Raw genomic sequence first — 17,897 nt, forward strand, 5'->3', positions numbered from 1 at the left:
GTGAAAACGAACCGGCGGGGATCAATGATCCCCGCCGTTTTTGTTTGTGCTTCGGGCCGAACCGTGCCAACCAAGGTTGGCACCCACCAGGGCACAACCCGCGCACGGTCACCGCTTTGGTAGAGGCCAACCTTGGTTGGCGCCGTTGATCGAGTGCACGCGGACACGCCCGTGCCAACCAAGGTTGGCACCTACCCAGGCGTGTCCCGTCAGGGTTTCGGCGCGAACTGCAGGCGGGTCCACACGCCGTAGTGGTCCGAGGCCCAGCGACCGCTGTCGTCGGGCTGGTCGAACAGGATCTTCGCCTCGCGCGCGACCATCTCGTCCTGCTGGAAGAAGATGTGGTCGATCCGCGACGGCGCCTGGTAATAGTGGCGGTTGAGCGTACTGACCCCGGACAGATCGGTGTTGACGTGCACGCTGCCGTAACTGTCGCCGTAGTGGCTGCGCAGCTCGCTCAGATCGCCGGCATCCACCAGTGCATTGAAGTCACCTGCGATCACCACCGGCGCGCCCGCCGACGTGGCGCTGATGAAGCGCAGCAGGTCCTCGACCTGGCTGCGACGGATGCGTTGTCCGCTCTCATCACTGCGCTCGTTCAGATGCGTGGCGTAGACGTTTACCGGCGTACCATCGACGTCGATGCGCAGGTGGGCCACGGTGCGGTAGTCGTCCAAGGGCTGCAGCAGATGATCCCCCTGGGCAAGGATCGGCCGCCGGGTCAGAAGCGCATTGCCGTAGCGCTTGGGCGCGCCGACCGCATCGGTGGACACGAACACGTACTTGTAGCCAAGTTGGCTGGCCAGCCATTGCGCCTGGTTTCGCACGTTGCGGCGTTGGATCACCTCCTGCAGGGCAACCGCATCCGGCTGCAGGCGCTTGAGTTCGGCCAGGATGGTGCGGCGCCGGCGTGGCCAGTCCTCGCGGTCATGATGCAGATTGAAGGTGACCATGCTCATGCCTGGCGCGGTGGCGACATCAGCCGCTGCCCCGGCGGCTGGATCGGCCGCCATCGCGGCGCCCGGCAGTGCCAATGCAATGGCCAGCCCCAGGGCGCGCACGATCGTGCGCACTCTTGCCCCCTGCTGCTTCATCGTTACTGCCCCTTGCGCTCGGCGCGGCGCACCGCGCTCGGTACATCGATCTCGACCCGCGCCGGCAGCTGGTGCACGTGCAGTTCCTTGTTGACCCATTCGGCCGCTTCGCCGTTGATGGTCGCCTCACCCGGATCACCGGCGTACGGCCATGGCAACACCACGCCACCGACCGGTGGCACCAGGCCCGGCTGCACCTCCAGCACCAGCTGCTTGTCGCTGCGCTGCAGGCGGTAGTTGAGCTGGCCCTGCGGCGTGCGCAGGCCCTGCACGGCGATGCCCTCGCCCTGCAGCCAGGCGCTCGGAATGCCGGCGGCCAGCACCAGCGCATCGTCCATGTCACGACTGTACGCGAACATGTCCAAGGCCGAGCGCACGAAGTCCGAGGCTACCCAGGCGTGCGGCAGGTCACCGACGAAGAACGGCTTGCGCGGCGTGCGCGAGACCACCTCGGCCCACTGGTTCCAGGCCTGCGGCGCACGGTCCCTGAAGAAGAACTCGGTGGCCTGCCAGGCGCGGTCACGCCAGCCCAGGCGTACGAACGCCGCCACGTTGCGCCACTCGTACGGGGTGTAGTCCTTCCACTCACGCTTGCCGTCACGGCGGGCCACGAACTCCTTCCAGTAGCGCTCGAAGGTCGCCTCCAGTGCCTGCTGCGGCAGTCGGCCCTGCTCGCCGCCCGGCGCCAGCGCGATGGTGGTCGAGGTCGCATCGAAATCGCCCAGCTCGGCCGAGCCCGGCAGGTAGTCGATGTCGTGCTGCTGCATCGCCGACAGCAGCGAGGCCTGCAGGTCATCACGGAACTGGTCACGCGATCCGGCGATCTGCATCGCCTCGACCTTGCCCAGCTGGGCCGCCAGCGATGCCGCGTCCTTGTAGCCGCGCAACGCCCAGAAATTATCCCAGTACGAATGCATCGGCTTGGCCGAATAGCCTTCGTGGCTGATCGAGGCCGGCATCATCCCGTAGAAGGCAGGATTGCGTGCGCGGTTTTCCTCGGTGCGCTCGCTGGCGCGCAGCTGCTCCATGTAGTTGTAGGCGCCCTGCACGTGCGGCCACATCAGCTCGGTGAACGTGCTGTCGCCGGTGTAGCGTCCATACTCGGCAATGCTGTAGATCAGTTCGCCATGGCTGTCGTTCTCCGGTACCGGGTCGCTGCCGCGCGCGTCGACGCAGCACGGCACCTTGCCGTTCTCGAACTGGTACGGCGCATACCAGTTGATGTAGTCACGCACGGCATCGCTGCGCCCCATGCGCAGCAGGCCCTCGGAAATCATCGCGCCATCGCGGATCCAGCTGCGCGCGTACGAGCGCGTGCCCGGCTGCAGGCGTGGGCCAACCCGCGAGATCAGCATGTGCGCGACGGCCGTGCGCAGGGTATCGACCAGTGCCTGGCCCGCAGCCGGCACCTGCAGCGAGACCACGCCCAGCTTCTGCCGCCATTGATCGGCCACCTGCGCCTGCGCCTTGGCCACGTCCAGCGCCTGCGGCGCCCAGCCACCGGTCTGCGGCAGCACCACCGCCACTTCGCGGCTCTGCCCGGGCTCGAGCTTGATCGTGTACATCAGCGCACCCGACGCCATGCCGGTGCTGTCCTTCACTGCGGTCGTGGCCGGGTACTTGCCGCTTTCCAGATGCATCGCATCGAGCTTGCCATCGAACGTACTGGCAAAGCGCGCATCCGGCACCTGCAGCGGATAGATGCGCGGCTCACCGTTGACCCGAACCAGCTGTTCGCCCACATCCAGTGCATCGATGCGGCTGAAGCCACCGACGGTGTTGAGGAACTGGGTGGGCGGGTTGACCTGCCACGGACGGATTGCCAACGCCAGGGTGTACTCGTGGGCGACCTTGTCCGGATTGCTCAGCCGGTAGCGGCCGATCAGCTGCGCGCGCTCGGGCGTGCCCTGCACGAAACTGGTCACCGAAAGCCCGGCCTTCTCATGCACCCAGTCGACGGTGGCGATCGGCAGGTAGTGATCCTGCAGCGACTGGGTGATGGCGACCTTCGACCAGTCCAGCAGCTTGCCATCCAGGCGGATGAACGGCTCGATGCTGAAGCTGCCCTTGGCCGGCTCCAGCGCGCCATCCTCGCTGATCAGCGCCTGCTCCTGGCCACCATCGAGGCCGAGCAGGGTCCAGTACGGCTGTTCGCCCACATAGGCACGCGGCAACGAGCCGCGCGGCAGATCGGCGGCCACCGAGGACAAGAAGGCATTGGGCGTGGCGGCGAAGGCCAGCGGCTTGAGTGCGATGTCACGGATGCCATAGCGCCAGTTCGGGCCATCGCGCAGATCGAAACGCACGTAGCGCGCGTCGGTATCCGGCAGCGCCAGCCAATCGCGCCCCCCCGCACCGCCGGTCACCTCGCGCACAGTGCGCCAGTCCCGGCCATCCTCGGACGTCCGCACGGTGTAGCGATTGGCTTCCAGGTTCGGCAGCCAATCGATCACTACACCGCCGATCTCGCGGCTCTTGTGCAGGTCCAGGCTGATGGTCTGCTGCTTGACGCCACCGCTGATCCAGAACGTGTCGCTCTTGCCGTCGATCATGCGGTCCTGCAGCGCGGTGGCCGTATCGGCAATCACCGATGGCACCAACGCCGAATCATCCTGCGGCGGCAGGCCCTGCAGGGTCAGCTTGTCGAAGCACACCGTGCCGCGGCCACCGACCTTGCTGTAGATCGTGAACTCGACGGCAGCGCTTCGTGCCATCTCCTTCTCGGGCGAGGGACCCCACGCCTTGTCGATCTGGCGGCGGCGGTACTCGACCGGCGTCCACGCCTTGGGGAAGCTGTAGCCGGGCCGGTTGACCCACCAGACATTGTCGCCGCTGGCATCGATCAACTTGAACTGCAGGTCGTTGCCCGGCGATTCGCCACGCAGCTGGAATCCGAAGCGGTAATTGACCGGGTATTCGATGTTCAGCGCGCGGCGGATGCCGACGTAGCCGGAGACATCGTGGAAGTCATAGTCCAGGCACAGCGCGCGGCCACCACCGGCACCACTGACCGGACGCAGCGAACCGCTGACCTGGTCGGACAGCACCAGCGTCCAGGCCGCGATGTCGTCGAAGTCGTCCAGCACCTTCGGTGCCGGCAGCGCCGGTGGTGCGGCGATCGCCAGGGAAGTCCACAACAGGCCCAGTCCAACGGCGATCGCTCGCTTCATCCCTTGACGCTCCCCAGCAACAGACCTTGGATGTAGTACCGCTGCAGCACCAGGAACAGCGCCAGCACCGGGACCACGGTGACCACCGCGCCAGCCATCATCATTTCCACGTCCATGATGTGCTCGCGCGAGAGGGTGGCCAGTGCCACCGGCAAAGTGTAGTGCTCCTGGTCGGTCAGCACGATCAATGGCCACATGAAATCGTTCCATGCGCCCATGAAGGTGAAGATCGCCAGGGTCACCAGCACCGGCTTGAGCATCGGCAGCACAATCTGGAAGAAGATGCGCAGCTCCCCTGCCCCGTCGATGCGCGCCGCTTCCAGCAGTTCGTCCGGGATGGAACGCGCGTACTGGCGTACCAGGAAGATGCCGAACACGCTGGCCAGCGCTGGCACGATCACGCCACCGAAGCTGTTGACCAGGCCCAGCTGCTTCATCAGCAGGAACAGCGGCAGCATCGCCACCTGCGCCGGAATCACCAGCGCAGCCATCAGCACCTGGAACAGGCGCTCGCGGCCGACGAAGTTGAGCTTGGCGAACGCGTAGCCGGCCATGGTGTTGAGCAGCAGCGAACCGACCGTGATGCCGAGCGACACCAGCAGGCTGTTGGCGAAGTTGCCGCCCATGCCAGTGCGCGCGAACAGCTCATGGTAGTTGTGCGTGGTGATGCTGGAAGGCAGCAGCGGCGGCGGGAAATGGCTGGCCTCGCCCTGCGGCATGAACGAGACCGAGAGCATCCACAACAGCGGTGCCAGGCTGACCAGGGCCAGCACCAGCAACGCACCATTGATCAACCACGGGTACCAGCGCGACTGGCCGATTTCACGACTCATACCAACTGCCTCTTGCGGCCGAAACGCAGCATCACGGTGGTCACCGCCAGGATGATCAGGAACAGCAGGAACGCCACGGCGGAGGCGCGTCCCAGGTTCCACCACTTGAAGCCTTCCTCGAACATGAAATACAGCACGCTGACGGTGCTCTGCAGTGGGTCGCCGCGGGTCATCACGTAGGGTTCGGCGAACAGCTGGAAGTAGCCGGACACGGTAATCACGCCGACCACCAGCAGCACCGGGCCGAGCATCGGCAGGGTGATGTGCAGGAACTGCTTCCAGCGCGAGGCACCGTCGATGCGCGCGGCCTCGTACAGGTCATGCGGGATCGCCTGCAGGCCGGCCAGGAAGATCACCATGTTGTAGCCGAAGTTCTTCCACACCGCGAACAGCATGATGGTCGGCATCGCCCAGTTGGGATCGCCCAGCCAGTCGATCGGGCTGATGCCCAGATGGCCCAGGCCGTAGTTCACCAGGCCGTAGCTGGTATGGAACAGGTAGCGCCAGATCACCGCCACCGCCACCAGCGTGGTCACCACCGGCGCGAACAACGCAGTGCGGAACAGCGCCTTGAAGCGCGCAGCCGGCGCATTCAGCAGCATTGCCGCGCCCAGCGATACGCCGATCGACAAGGGCACGCCGATCAACACGAAGTAAGTGGTATTCCACAGCGACTTCCAGAACATCGGTGTCTGCAGCAGATCGATGTAGTTGCCGAGGCCGACAAAGCGCAGGTTGCTGCTGTCAGCCAGGGCATACAGGTCGAAGTCGGTCACGCTCAGCGCCAGCGCCGAAGCCACCGGCAGGCCGAAGAACACGCCCAGCACGATCAGCGAGGGACCGGCGAAAATCCAGCCGGCAAGCGAAGTACGTTTCATTGCGCGCTCCCGGCGGCCACGGCACTGCTCGATTGCGGCGACGGAACGCGCTGCTGCAGGCGTTGTTGTTCATGCATCCAGCGGCGCTTTGCCAGCACCTTGTCCACGCGCTGGTCGAGTTCTTCGACGGCCTTGTCCTGCGGCAGGCCACCGCGCACCACCTTCTCGGTGACGATGCGCATTTCCTGCACGATGCGCTCCCATTCGAGCACCTTCGGCGTCGGCTTGACCCGCTCCAGCTGGTCACGGAACGCTGCGGCCAGCGGATCGTTGGCCAGCGACGGCGCACTCCACGTGCTGCGGCGTGGCGGCAGGTCGCCGATGATCGAATGGAAACGTGCCTGGATCTGCGGGCGCGACAGGAACTCGATCAGCTTCCACGACGCCTCCTTCTGCTGCGACTTGCGGAAGATCACCAGGCTGGTGCCACCGGCGATGCCCGCGCCCGGACCTTCCGGCCCCGGCAGCGCTGCGGTGCCCCACTGCCCTTCCAGTTCCTTCGGCTGCAGCTTCTTGAACTCGCGGATGTTCCATGGGCCGGAAATGTAGAAGACGTTGAAGCCGCGGAAGAACTCATCCCAGACGTTTGAGATCTGCGTCTCGGACATCTTCGGCGCCCAGCCCTGCTCGAACATGTTGGCGTAGAACGCCAGCGTGCGGCGGAAGCCGGGGCTGCTGAAGTTGCCGCGGGTGTCATCATCGCGCAGCAGCGGATCGGGCTGCTGCAGTGCCAGCGACAGCTGCTGCTCGAACTCGTTGATCGGCATCAGCACCGCATAGCGGTTCGGGCCCTGCATGCGCTTGATCGCTGCCATCTGCTCATCCCACTCCTGCCACGTGCGCGGCGGGTGGTCGTAGCCGGCCTTGGCCAGCAGGTCCTTGCGGTAGTAGATCAGGCGCGTATCGACATACCACGGCACGCCGACCAGCTTGCCGTGGATCACGTTGGTGTCCCAGATGCCCTGGAAATAATCCTTCTCATCGACCACGGCAGAGCGATCGACGAACGGCTGCAACGGGGTCAGCGCATCGAGCTCGGCGAACTCCGGCACCCAGGTGTTGCCGAGCTGGCACACGTCCGGCAGGCCGTCGGCGGCGAACGCGGTCAGCAGCTTTTCGTGCGCAGCGGTCCACGGGATGTTCTGCACGTCCACCTTGATGCCCGGGTTCTCGGCTTCGAACTCATGGATCAGTTCGCTGACCACCTCGGCTTCCCGGCCCATTGCCCAGAAGCGCACAGTGGTCGTGTCCGGTTCGGTGCGGGCGCAGCCGGCCACGGCCAGTGCGGCCAGTGCGGCCAGGGCTGGCAGTGTCCAGCGGCGCAGACGGTCGATCCAGTTCGGCATCGGGTTACTTGCCCTGGCCTGTGTTGCGGTTGGCATTGTTCTTCTGTTCCTGCGCGGCAGCCGCGCGTGATTCGGCGATACCCACCGCGCGTGCCGCCGCGGCCTTTTCGTCTTTCTGCAGTTCCAGCGGCTGGAACGAACCTTCCGGCGCCAGCCAGCCACCACTGAACCCCGCCCGCTCCAGGCCCTTGCGGATGTACGGGTTCTTCTTCATCACTTCCCAGACGAAATCATTGCGATAGTTGGCGATCATGGTCAGGATCGGCCCCTGGTCGATGGCGATGTAGTCGCTGGCGACCCAGCCACGATCCGGCACCACGCGGCCGGTCTTGATCGGGATGTCGTAGTTGAAGCTGGGATTGAACGAATCCAGGAAGCCGTAGCTGGAATAGATGTAATCGCCGTAGCGCTTGTGCATTTCCAGCGTGGCCGGGATCACCTGTTCCGGCGCGAACACCACCGACGCGATCGCGGCGGTCGGAGCGATGGTGCCGTCATCGAAGTTCTCGCGCAGGCCAGCGCCGCGCGAAGAGTAATGGCGGAACTGGCGCTGCTCGCCACGGTATTCCTGCGTGGTGTTCTGCGGGCCATCGCTGGCGGTCAGGCCCCAGACGTTCTCGCCGTAATCCTTCCACTGCATCGGGTTGGCGATGGCGTACTCACGCTGGGCAAGTGCAGCCGAGCGGCTGTTGAGGAAGTAGGTACTGCCGCGCTCGCGCATGTAGGCGTCCTGGATGTCGCGGAAGTCGATCCAGACGTGGCTGTACTGGTGGCCGAACAGCGGGCCGAAGGACAGGTATTCCTGGCCCTGGTAGACCCCCCAGTCGTTGTCATAGGTGCGCGTCCACACCGTCCACGCATCCGGGCTGACCGGGTGCGTCGGCGAACCCAGGGCAAGGATGTAGACCATCATGGCCTCGTTGTAGCCCATCCAGTCGTGGTCGATGAAACCGCTCTCGGGGAACCAGCCCATCGAGATCAGCGGCGCACGCTGCTGCAGCCAGGGCCAGTCGACCTTCTTGTACAACGTGTCGGCGATCTGGCGGATTTCCTTCTCACGCGGATCGTCACCGTCGTAGTACGACTGCGCGAACAGCACCCCCATCATCAGCAGCGCGGTATCCACCGAGGACAGTTCGACCCAGCTGTCGTAGCGACGGCCTTCCTGCATGTCCAGGAAGTGGTAATAGAAGCCCTTGTAACCCGCCTTGCCGGTACGCTGCGGGCCCATCGGCACATCGCGGAAGAATTTCAGGGTAGTCAGGGTGCGGTCGATCGCCTGGTTGCGGCTGACCCAGCCGTTCTCGATGCCGATCGGATACGCGGTCAGTGCGAAGCCGACCGAGGCGATGCTGGCGAACGGCCGCGACGGATAGCGGTCCGGGGTCAGGCCATTGATCTCGTTGGTGGTATCCCAGAAGAACTGGAAGGTGCGGCGCTCGATGTCATCGAACAGCGGCGGCAGCTCAGGTTTCATCGGCCGCGGCGGTGCATCGGCCTCGATCAGGATCACCGGCGGGCGCGGCTTGGCAGGCTCCTGCTGGGCCGGCTGGCAGGCGGCCACGGCCAGGCTCAACGCTGCGGCGGACAACAGATGACGTGCCTGCATGGCGCGATTTCTCCGGTGGTCTGATCGATGGGAAAGCATACCGTCCAATGATCTGAAATCGTTTACAAGGTGCGTTCTTAAAAAACCACGAAAAACGTGGTTTGACACCGCGATCATTGCCCATGCCGATGCCCCCTGACCGGCAGCGGCATGGGCAATGGACCGGCACAGGGCCGGCCATTGCTGTTTTCACGCGCCCGATGCCGCCGGCGGAGCGGCGGCATCGGGGTCATGCATCCATCCGGGCTTAGAAGCGGAAGCCCACTTCGGCCTTGACCTGGCGCGGCGTACCGACGATGTCGCCGGTCTCGTTGTAGCTCGCGGTCAACTTGCCATTCTTGTAGTAGTTGTAGTTCGAGAAATTGTCGAAGTTGAACACGTTGATGATGTCGATACGCGCATACAGCTCGGTATCGCCCGGCATCTTGAACGTCTTCGTCGCCTGCAGGTCGACCGAGCGATAACCGAAGATCTTGCCACCCAGCAGGAACTTGCCGTTGCCACCCGGAACCGCCGCCATCGGGGTCGGCAGGTCGAAGCCATTGGCCTGCGGCACGCCGTACCAGTCGTTGATCGCGGTCGGGGTGGCCAGGGTGATCTTGCCACCGAAGGTGATGCCCCAGAAGCCCGCATACGAACCGGTCACCACCAGGCGGTGACGCGGCGCGCCGTTGGAGCGGATGGTCGGGTAGTCACCGATCACGCCACGGTCGAACGCGTAGTGCTCGTTGATGTCACGGTTGTGGCGGGCGGTGGTCCAGGTATAGGCGATGGAGGTGCCCCAACCGCTTTCCTGGGTGAACGGCTTCTGCGCCGACAACAGGATCTGGGTAGCACGGGTCTTGATGCCCTGCTGGCCGATGATCAGGCTGCCGAAGCCCGGTACGTTGCAGCTCCACGCCTGGCCCAGACCGGCTTCGGTGCCACCGCACAGACGCGGATCGTCGAAGAAGTTGCCGGTCGGGTAGCGATTGCCCAGGGTGAAGGCGAAGCCGTCATAGGTGAGCGTGCGCGAGATGGTGGCGTCGGTCAGCCAGTCGCCGATCTGGTTGCTCATGCCCAGGCTGAACTGGTCAGCGTAGGGCACCTTCAGATTGTTGTTCAGCAGGTCGACTTCCAGGCCGGCATTGCTGGTCGAACCGACCAGGCTCTGGAGGTTGCCGATACCGTTGAGCAGGTTCGGGTTCCAGTCATAGCACGCGGCGTTGCCCTGGAAGCACTGACCGGTTGCCGGATTGCGGAAGTAGATCGTCGGCTGCGGCAGGGCCAGCTTGGTGGTTTCCAGCTGCAGGTAGTCGAACAGGTCGCGGTCGTAGGAACGACCGGCACCACCGTGGATCACGTGCTGCTCGTCGGCATTGATGTCATACGAGAAACCCAGACGCGGCTGCCAGGCATTCTTGAATGCCTTGCGGTTGTGGCCGTTGCTGATGTAATCGTTGATGTTCAGGCCGCTCAGCGCCAGCGTGTCGGCGTAGCTCTGGCCAGCGGCGGCACGCGGATCCTGCGCGAACAGCGCATTGACCACTTCCGGCGGGGTCACGAAGTCCAGATAGGACGGGTTCTTCTCGTAGTCCCAGCGCAGGCCGAGGTTCAGCTGCAGGTGGTCGTTGACCTGCCAGTCATCCTGGATGAACAGACCGATCTGCTTCACCTTCGAGCGCACTTCGCCGGACACGCCGGACACGCCGGTGACCGGCTTCACGAACTGGGCCTTGTACGGGATGCTGTCCGGGAAGGTCGGGTTGTCGATGGTGTAGTAGAACTGCGGATTGATCTGCGCCGCATCGGAGGCGTACAGGTCGATCTGCTTGTACTTGGCACCCATCTTGATGGTGTGGTCGCCCGCCCACTGGATGCCATCCAGGGTCAGGTTGTCTTCGATCGACCAGCCCTTCTGGCCCTTCACCTGCGACGACATTGCCGAGGAACCACCGATCGAGACGATGGCGCGCTCCTCGCTCTTGCCGTCCGGCGCGGTGTAGTTGAAACCGTTGCCCATGCTCAGCGGCTTGGGATTGTTGAACGAATCCTCGTGGGTAACCATCAGCTCGTTGTAGTAACGCTCACCGCTGTGGTTCCAGCGCAGCGCGTAACGGCGGTCAGTGTTCTTGGTTTCCTTGCCGTGCATCGGCGCGGTCTGGTCCGAGAACTGCTGCTGGGTTTCATCACGGTCCTGGAAGGTCAGTTCCAGGCGATCGTTGTCGGTCGGCTCGAAGTCGACCTTGGCGAAGATCAGGTCCTGCTGGAACGGCTGGCTGGCCGGGCCCAGGCCGGCCTGGGCATCAGCCGGGACGCGGTTGGCCTTGTTGGTCACCGAACCATGCGGTGCGATGGTCACCGGCAGATCGAAGCGCTTGGCTTCATAGGTCACGAAGAAGTGGGCCTTGTCCTTGACGATCGGGCCGCCCAGGGCGAAGCCGTATTCCTTCTCGGCCGAATCCTCCTTGCCCTTGCCCGGCTGACGCTCGGCCGGGGTCATCGCGCGCATGCTGTCGTTGGTATAACGGTAGAAGGTTTCACCCTTGAACTCGTTGGTACCCGACTTGGTCGCGGCCGTGACCGCTGCACTGGACACCTGGCCGTACTCGGCCTTGTAGTTGCCGGTGATGACCTTGTACTCGCCGATGGCCAGCTGCGGGAACGGGTTACCGGCACTGCCGGACTGACCGGCCACGCCGCCGCCCTTGACGTAGCTCTTCTGGCCCACACCGTCGATGTAGACGTTGGTGCCGTCGGAGTTGGTGGCACCGCCGCGCAGCGAGGTGTTGCCCTTGGCGTCGCGGGTGAAGATCATGCCCGGCACCGCGTCGGCGAACTCCAGGAAGTTGCGCGAGACCTGCGGGGTGGTCTGGATCTGCTGCAGGCTGACGGTCTTGCCGACTTCGGACGTGCGCACTTCCTGCAGCAGGGTCGGCGCGACGACGTTGACAGTGTCCAGGTTGGTGGCTGCGGTCGTACCCGGGGTGCTGCTGGCAGCGCCGGCAAAGTTCAGGGTAGCGGTCGAGGCCACGGTGACGGTGACCTTCTGCGACTGGCCGTTGGCGACCACATCATAGGTGCCCGGGTCCAGGCCCATCAGCGAGTAGCTTCCATCGGCACGGACGGTACCGCGACGGACGGTGCCGGTGGCCACGTTGGTGGCGGTCACCTCGGCGCCGGCCTGCGCGCCGGAAACCTGGCCGCGCAGGCTGGCATTGGCCGACTGCGCCATGACGTTCGGAGCAGCAGCCAGCATCAGGCAGCTGACCAGTGCGGTGCTCAGCAGCCGGCGCGCCGGCGTGCGGAAGGTGGTGTGCATCATCAACTCAATCTCCGGGTGGCGGTAACCGCTTGCGCGGTCCCTGCGATCAATCAAAAAAGAAGGAACGCCTCCGGCTTCAACGGCCGGATGGCGGAGTGGTGGAATCGCGAACTATCAAGCGGGGAACCAGGGTCTGCTTGTCCCCTGTCCCATCCGTGGAGGTGCCGTCCATCAACTGCATCAGGCGCGTCATGGCCCGATCGCCGAGTTCGGCGATGCTGACCTGCATGGTGGTCAGCGACGGGTGGACGAAACGCGCCAGTGGAATGTCATCGAAACCGGCCAGGGCGACGTCGGACGGAACGTGGACACCTGCCTGCGTGAACGCATACAGGCAACCCAGCGCCATCATGTCGTTGGCGGCGAACACGGCATCAGGCAGCGCTCCGGCTGCCAACAACTCCTGACCGGCGCGATGGCCGGAAGCTTCGTCGAAATCACCGGGCAGCTCGATGCCTTCGGCGTCACTGCCGAAAGCCGCCAACGCGTCACGGAAGCCACGCAGGCGCTCGCGCGCGTCGAAGTTGAGGTCCGGGCCAGAAATGAAAGCGATACGGCGGTGACCCGCGTCAAGCAGATGGCGGGTCATCGCCATCGCACCGGCATGGTCATCGATGCTCAGCACCGGGTGGTCCTGCCCGGGCAGATAGGTGTTGATCAACACCGTTGGCAACGACTGCGGCAGGTTGTCGGTCAGGAATCCCGGGCTCTCCGCATAGGGCGAGAGCACCAGCAGGCCGTCGACGCGGCCGCGCATGGCGCGCAGGGCCGCGCCCTGCTGCTCCTGGTCACCGTGGTAACTGGACACCAGCAGGTGCTGGCGGCGGTTGCGGGCGACGTTGTCGATGCCGCGCATCAGCTCGGAGAAGAATTCGCCGTACAGGTCAGGCAGTACCACGCCCACCGTATTGGTGCGACGGCTGCTGAGGCTGCGGGCGGCGGCGTGCGGGGTGTAACGCAGCCGTGCGGCCACCTCCAGCACAAGCTGGCGGACCGGTTCGGCGACATTTTCATGCCCGTTGAGCGCGCGGGAAACCGTGGCCACGGAGACCCGGGCTTCGCGAGCGACGTCTTTGATTGTGATAGCTGCCTTGTTCACGAAGCCGCCCTCCACGGCTTGGACCTACCAGCATTGGCGCGGAATGTAAGCGTTTCCATCTGGGCTTGTAAACAGTCCGTTAGGCGAATGTCCTGAAATGGACATGGAAATCTGTCTGTGGCGGGCCCGCTGACGGACCCGCCAGGACAGTGTGGGACAAGGGCTCAGCCCTGTTCTGACGGGGTCAATGCGCGAATGGACAGCGCGTGGATGTCGGTCTCCATCATCGCGCCCAGCGCGGCATAGACCGCGCGATGCCGGGCCAGTGGACCGAGTCCGGCGAAGCGTTCACTGACCACATGCACGCTGAAATGGCCGCGGCCATCGCGCGCACCGGCGTGGCCTGCATGACGATGACTGTCGTCTTCGATTTCCAGCACGCTCGGGGCCAGCGCCTGCTGCAGTGCGTCACGCATCCGCTCGATCCGCCCCGCGTTCACGGCAGGACCTTGCGGAACGGACGCACCTGTACATGGGTGTAGACGCCCGCGGCTACGTAAGGGTCAGCATCAGCCCAGGCCTGGGCCTGCACGAGCGACTCGAACTGCGCGATCACCACCGAACCACTGAAGCCGGCCGGGCCCGGGTCCTCGCTGTCTACTGCCGGGCACGGTCCGGCCAGCAGCAGGCGGCCTTCGTCGCGCAGCGCGTGCAGGCGCGCCAGGTGTTCCGGACGTGCCTGCAGTCGCTGTGCCAGCACGTCCTGGCCGTCATAGCCTTCAATCACATACCACACGGCATTTCCTCGCTTGCGTTGTCGGGTGCGCAGATTCTAGCCAATGCCGCCCTCGCCCCAGCCCGGCTGGACACTGGCGCGACAAAGGCTTACCCTAGACACCATTGCACGTGGCTGGATGCAGCAGCCCGTCGGTTTCTGAGGCCAACGCAGCCCCCGACGACCGTCCCGCTGCTTCGAACCGGACCACCTGGCCGGGCCACGTAGACGACCTCCCCGTAGTTCCGTCGCTGCCGTTTACTGCGGCGCGTCCTGCTGTTTGATATGTGTGGAATCGCGCCGATCCCGGCGTGTCTGGTGCCGTGGGGCGCCGTGGCGTTGGCCCGGTGAACCCGCTGCCGCGACTGGTCCGATGCAATCCTGATGTCCATTAGATGACTTCCGAACTCGCGCTCGACGCGAACCCGCCAACCCGGCCGCCCGCCCCCCAGCAGCAGGAAATGCCGCTGGCCGTGGTGCATGGGCAACCGGTCCTGCAGATTCCGCAGGACCTGTACATCCCGCCGGACGCGCTGGAAGTCATCCTGGATGCCTTCGAAGGCCCGCTGGACCTGCTGTTGTACCTGATCCGCCGCCAGAACCTGGACGTACTGGACATTCCCGTGGCCGAGATCACCCGGCAGTACGTGGAGTACATCACCGTGATGCGCGAGCTGCGCTTCGAGCTGGCCGCCGAGTACCTGGTCATGGCCGCGATCCTGGCCGAGGTGAAGTCGCGCATGCTGCTGCCGCGCCCGGTCAGCGAGGAAGGCGATGAGGCCGACCCGCGCGCCGAACTGGTGCGCCGCCTGCAGGAGTACGAACGCTTCAAGCAGGCCGCCGAGGACATCGACGCCCTGCCCCGCCAGGACCGCGACACCACGGTGGCACACGCCTTCATGCCCGAACGTGCTGCGGTGAAGCTGCCGCCGCCGGTGGACCTGAAGGAAATGCTGCTGGCCCTGCACGACGTGCTCAAGCGCGCCGAGCTGTTCAGTGGCCACGCCATCAAGCGCGAGGCGCTGAGCGTGCGGCAACGCATGGGCGAAGTGCTGGGCCGGCTTGAAGATGGCAAGTTCTACCGTTTTGAAGGGCTGTTCACTGCAGAAGAAGGCAAGCTGGGCGTGCTGGTCACGTTCCTGGCGGTGCTGGAACTGGCCAAGGAACAGCTGCTGGACATCGTCCAGGAAGAGCCGCTGGCGCCGATCTACGTGAAGTCCCTGGCCGCCGGCAACACCAATGCCCCGCTGCAGTTCAGCAGCGAGTTCGACGACAACGACGCCGCCAACGAGAACGAGTGAGCGCTGACTGCCGATGGACCAAACGCTGATCAACCGCATTGTCGAGGGTGCCCTGCTGGCCTCCAGCCAGCCGCTCACCCTGGCCCAGCTGAAAGACCTGTTCCCGGAAGAGGAGCCGGCACCGCCGGGCAGCATCGAACGTGCGCTTGAGCGCCTGCGCGAAGCCTGCGAAGGCCGTGGCGTGGAACTGGTCGAGGTCGCCTCCGGCTTCCGCTACCAGGTGACCGGCGAAGTGCATGGCTGGATCAGCCGGCTGTGGACCGAACGCAAGACCCGCTATACCCGTGCCACCCTGGAAACCCTGGCGCTGATCGCCTACCGGCAGCCGATCACCCGTGGCGAGATCGAGCAGGTGCGCGGCGTGGCGGTCAGCAGCAACATCATCCAGGCGCTGGAGGAACGCGAGTGGATCCGCGTGGTCGGCCACCGCGACGTGCCCGGCAAGCCTGCCCTGTTCGGCACCACCAAGGGCTTCCTGGACTACTTCGGCCTGAAGCGCCTGGACGAGTTGCCGCCGCTGTCGGAACTGAAGGACCTGGGCGAGCTGGAACCCCAGCTGGCCCTGGACCGCGACGCACCGGCCGCCGCCAGTGCCGAGGGTCCGGACATTTCGGCTGGCGCCGATGGCGCTGCTGCCAACGATGACGCCGGCCTGGCCGGCAGCGACACCCCCGATTCCGCCGACGCAGCGTCTGCGTCGGCTTCCGATGAGCAAGCACCTTCGCCCCTTGATGATGGGCACCCCGATTCCGCGCCGGGCGAGCGCGCGGTGCCCCTGAACGAACGCGAAGACAACGCCGTCGCGATGACGACCGTGGCTGTTGACCAAGCCGATTCCGAACCAGAGGCCGACCCCGAAACCGTCGGCCGGAGCAAAACTGATGAGTGACACCCCCCGTAACAAGCTCTCGCTCAAGCGCGAAGCCACCTCCGAACAGTTCAAGCTGGAAGAGCGCCTGCACAAGGTGCTGGCCCAGGCCGGCCTGGGTTCGCGCCGCGCGCTGGAACAGCGCATCGCCGAAGGCCTGGTCAAGGTCAACGGTGAAGTCGCGCAGACCGGCATGTCGGTCAAGAGCGGCGACAAGATCGAGCTGGATGGCCGCGGCTTCGTCGCCACCGCCCTGGCCGAACCGTCGCGCGTGCTGGTCTACAACAAGCCGGAAGGCGAAGTGACCACCCGCGAAGACCCCGAAGGCCGCCCGACCGTGTTCGAATCGCTGCCGCCGCTGAAGGGCGCGCGCTGGATCGCCATCGGCCGCCTGGACATCAACACCACCGGCCTGCTGCTGGCCACCACCGACGGTGAACTGGCCAACGCCATGATGCACCCGTCGTTCGAGGTCGAGCGCGAGTACGTGGTGCGCGTGCGCGCCCCGGAAGGCGAGGAGAAGGTCTCCGACGCCATCGTCGACCGCCTCGCACGCGGCGTGGCACTGGAAGACGGCCCGGCCAAGTTCGACGAGATCGAACGCATCGGCGGCACCGACTCGCACGACTGGTTCCGCGTCGTGGTGAAGGAAGGCCGCAACCGCGAAGTGCGCCGCCTGTGGGAGTCGCAGGGCTGCCAGGTCAGCCGCCTGAAGCGCACCCGCTACGGCAAGGTGAGCCTGCCGCGCGAACTGGCCCGTGGCCATTCGGTGGAACTGGGCACCGCCCAGGTTGAAGCCCTGCGTGCGCAGCTGAAGCTGGAAGAAGGCGCGCCGTCGGCTCTGACCCTGCAGCCGGTGATCGGCCAGCGCCGCGCCGCCAAGACCACCGTGCGCGTGCGCGAAGGTGGCCGTGGCAATGCCTACGTCAACGGCCATAACACCGCAGACGAAGGCCGCGAGCTGCGTCGCTTCGACAACGTCCGCGAAGACCGCGGCCGTGGCCGCGGCGGCAAGGGCGGCGGTTTCAAGGGTGGCCTGACGGTCAGCGGTGAAGCAGCAGCCAAGCAGTCGCAGAAGCCGTTCAAGCAGCGCACCCAGAAGAATGACCGTTCGCTGCCGGAAGGCAACCCGGCCGCGTTCCGCACCTGGTACGTGCCGGATGGCGTGAGCACGGGCCCGAGCGGCCATCGCAATGCCGGTCCGGGCGCGCGCGGCCCGGGTGCCCGTGGTCCGGGCGCAGGCGGCCAGGGCCGTCCGTACGGCAAGCCGAAGGGTCCGGGCGCCGGTGGCGGACAGGGCCGTGGCGGTTTCGGCGGTGAAGGCCGTGGCGGCGCAGGCGGCCAGGGTCGTCCGGCCGGTGCCGGCAACCGCTCGCAGGGCCAGGGCAACAAGCACCCGTATGGTCATCCGGGCAATGCCCCGAGCTTCCCGTCCGACCACGCCACGCCGGGCTTCAACCCGTATGGCAGCCCGAAGCCGGCGCAGGGCGCCCGTCCGGGCGGTCGCGGGCCGGGTGGTGGCAACCGTGGTCCGGGCGGCAATCGCGGCCCCGGCGGTCCGGGTGGCAACCGTGGCCCGGGTGGCCCCGGCGGCAACCGCGGTCCGGGCGGCCCGCGCCGCAGCGGCCCGCGCGGCGGCTGATCACCGGCACGCCTGAAATGAAAAACCCCGGCGCAGGC

Annotated in this window: 13 protein-coding genes; 3 read left to right on the plus strand and 10 right to left on the minus strand. The window is 65.6% G+C overall.

Translation table 11 applies throughout. The features are described 5' to 3' along the window. Positions 1-209: 209 nt before the first annotated feature. The 10 genes from AC5P6S_RS05605 to AC5P6S_RS05650 all read right to left on the minus strand — a co-directional run bounded on the left by AC5P6S_RS05605 (position 210) and on the right by AC5P6S_RS05650 (position 14,069). Positions 210-1,094, minus strand: coding sequence for an endonuclease/exonuclease/phosphatase family protein (locus AC5P6S_RS05605; protein ID WP_111188825.1), 885 nt, complete (start codon positions 1,092-1,094; stop codon positions 210-212). Positions 1,095-1,096: 2 nt separating this feature from the next. Continuing rightward, positions 1,097-4,264, minus strand: coding sequence for a discoidin domain-containing protein (locus tag AC5P6S_RS05610; protein ID WP_062607426.1), 3,168 nt, complete (start codon positions 4,262-4,264; stop codon positions 1,097-1,099). Beyond that, positions 4,261-5,097: a carbohydrate ABC transporter permease gene (locus AC5P6S_RS05615; RefSeq protein ID WP_005410322.1), complete on the minus strand. Its 837-nt coding sequence runs from the start codon at positions 5,095-5,097 to the stop codon at positions 4,261-4,263. Before AC5P6S_RS05615 ends, AC5P6S_RS05610 begins: the two co-directional genes overlap by 4 nt. Then, positions 5,094-5,975, minus strand: coding sequence for a carbohydrate ABC transporter permease (locus AC5P6S_RS05620; protein WP_005410323.1), 882 nt, complete (start codon positions 5,973-5,975; stop codon positions 5,094-5,096). The genes AC5P6S_RS05615 and AC5P6S_RS05620 overlap by 4 nt, the downstream gene beginning before the upstream one ends. Continuing rightward, positions 5,972-7,321, minus strand: coding sequence for a sugar ABC transporter substrate-binding protein (locus AC5P6S_RS05625; RefSeq protein WP_133050899.1), 1,350 nt, complete (start codon positions 7,319-7,321; stop codon positions 5,972-5,974). Before AC5P6S_RS05625 ends, AC5P6S_RS05620 begins: the two co-directional genes overlap by 4 nt. A 4-nt stretch (positions 7,322-7,325) precedes the next feature. Then, positions 7,326-8,930, minus strand: coding sequence for a glucoamylase family protein (locus tag AC5P6S_RS05630; protein WP_024956629.1), 1,605 nt, complete (start codon positions 8,928-8,930; stop codon positions 7,326-7,328). Between the two features lie 247 nt (positions 8,931-9,177). Then, positions 9,178-12,234 carry a TonB-dependent receptor gene (locus AC5P6S_RS05635; RefSeq protein WP_033832936.1) on the minus strand — a complete coding sequence of 1,019 codons (3,057 nt, stop codon included), beginning with the start codon at positions 12,232-12,234 and terminating at the stop codon, positions 9,178-9,180. A gap of 76 nt (positions 12,235-12,310) precedes the next feature. Beyond that, complete coding sequence (locus tag AC5P6S_RS05640) at positions 12,311-13,348, minus strand: LacI family DNA-binding transcriptional regulator (protein WP_012480808.1); 1,038 nt, start codon at positions 13,346-13,348, stop codon at positions 12,311-12,313. Between the two features lie 149 nt (positions 13,349-13,497). Further along, positions 13,498-13,749 (minus strand): BolA family protein, encoded by a 252-nt coding sequence (locus tag AC5P6S_RS05645; RefSeq protein WP_005413979.1) that lies wholly within the window; start codon positions 13,747-13,749, stop codon positions 13,498-13,500. Between the two features lie 20 nt (positions 13,750-13,769). Further along, positions 13,770-14,069, minus strand: coding sequence for a YciI family protein (locus AC5P6S_RS05650; protein ID WP_005410329.1), 300 nt, complete (start codon positions 14,067-14,069; stop codon positions 13,770-13,772). Positions 14,070-14,443: 374 nt separating this feature from the next. On the opposite strand from AC5P6S_RS05650, the gene AC5P6S_RS05655 reads away from it, so the two are divergent. The 3 genes from AC5P6S_RS05655 to AC5P6S_RS05665 are packed head-to-tail and all read left to right on the plus strand — an operon-like array spanning position 14,444 to position 17,859. Continuing rightward, positions 14,444-15,349, plus strand: coding sequence for a segregation and condensation protein A (locus AC5P6S_RS05655; RefSeq protein WP_005410330.1), 906 nt, complete (start codon positions 14,444-14,446; stop codon positions 15,347-15,349). 13 nt (positions 15,350-15,362) lie between these two features. Beyond that, on the plus strand, positions 15,363-16,238 hold the full coding sequence (scpB, locus tag AC5P6S_RS05660) for an SMC-Scp complex subunit ScpB (protein WP_005410331.1): 876 nt from the start codon (positions 15,363-15,365) through the stop codon (positions 16,236-16,238). Continuing rightward, positions 16,231-17,859: a pseudouridine synthase gene (locus tag AC5P6S_RS05665; RefSeq protein WP_005413982.1), complete on the plus strand. Its 1,629-nt coding sequence runs from the start codon at positions 16,231-16,233 to the stop codon at positions 17,857-17,859. Before scpB ends, AC5P6S_RS05665 begins: the two co-directional genes overlap by 8 nt. The last annotated feature ends 38 nt before the right edge of the window (positions 17,860-17,897 follow it).

It is taken from the genome of Stenotrophomonas sp. YJH_SMC_119 (assembly GCF_059368315.1).

Excerpts from the sequence above, each read along its gene's own strand:
- AC5P6S_RS05630 (WP_024956629.1), bottom strand. The coding sequence starts at position 8,930 with ATGCAGGCACGTCATCTGTTGTCCGCCGCAGCGTTGAGCCTGGCCGTG.
- AC5P6S_RS05665 (WP_005413982.1), top strand. The coding sequence starts at position 16,231 with ATGAGTGACACCCCCCGTAACAAGCTCTCGCTCAAGCGCGAAGCCACC.
- AC5P6S_RS05655 (WP_005410330.1), top strand. The coding sequence starts at position 14,444 with ATGACTTCCGAACTCGCGCTCGACGCGAACCCGCCAACCCGGCCGCCC.
- AC5P6S_RS05635 (WP_033832936.1), bottom strand. The coding sequence starts at position 12,234 with ATGATGCACACCACCTTCCGCACGCCGGCGCGCCGGCTGCTGAGCACC.
- scpB (WP_005410331.1), top strand. The coding sequence starts at position 15,363 with ATGGACCAAACGCTGATCAACCGCATTGTCGAGGGTGCCCTGCTGGCC.
- AC5P6S_RS05615 (WP_005410322.1), bottom strand. The coding sequence starts at position 5,097 with ATGAGTCGTGAAATCGGCCAGTCGCGCTGGTACCCGTGGTTGATCAAT.
- AC5P6S_RS05625 (WP_133050899.1), bottom strand. The coding sequence starts at position 7,321 with ATGCCGAACTGGATCGACCGTCTGCGCCGCTGGACACTGCCAGCCCTG.
- AC5P6S_RS05610 (WP_062607426.1), bottom strand. The coding sequence starts at position 4,264 with ATGAAGCGAGCGATCGCCGTTGGACTGGGCCTGTTGTGGACTTCCCTG.
- AC5P6S_RS05605 (WP_111188825.1), bottom strand. The coding sequence starts at position 1,094 with ATGAAGCAGCAGGGGGCAAGAGTGCGCACGATCGTGCGCGCCCTGGGG.
- AC5P6S_RS05620 (WP_005410323.1), bottom strand. The coding sequence starts at position 5,975 with ATGAAACGTACTTCGCTTGCCGGCTGGATTTTCGCCGGTCCCTCGCTG.
- AC5P6S_RS05645 (WP_005413979.1), bottom strand. The coding sequence starts at position 13,749 with ATGCGTGACGCACTGCAGCAGGCGCTGGCCCCGAGCGTGCTGGAAATC.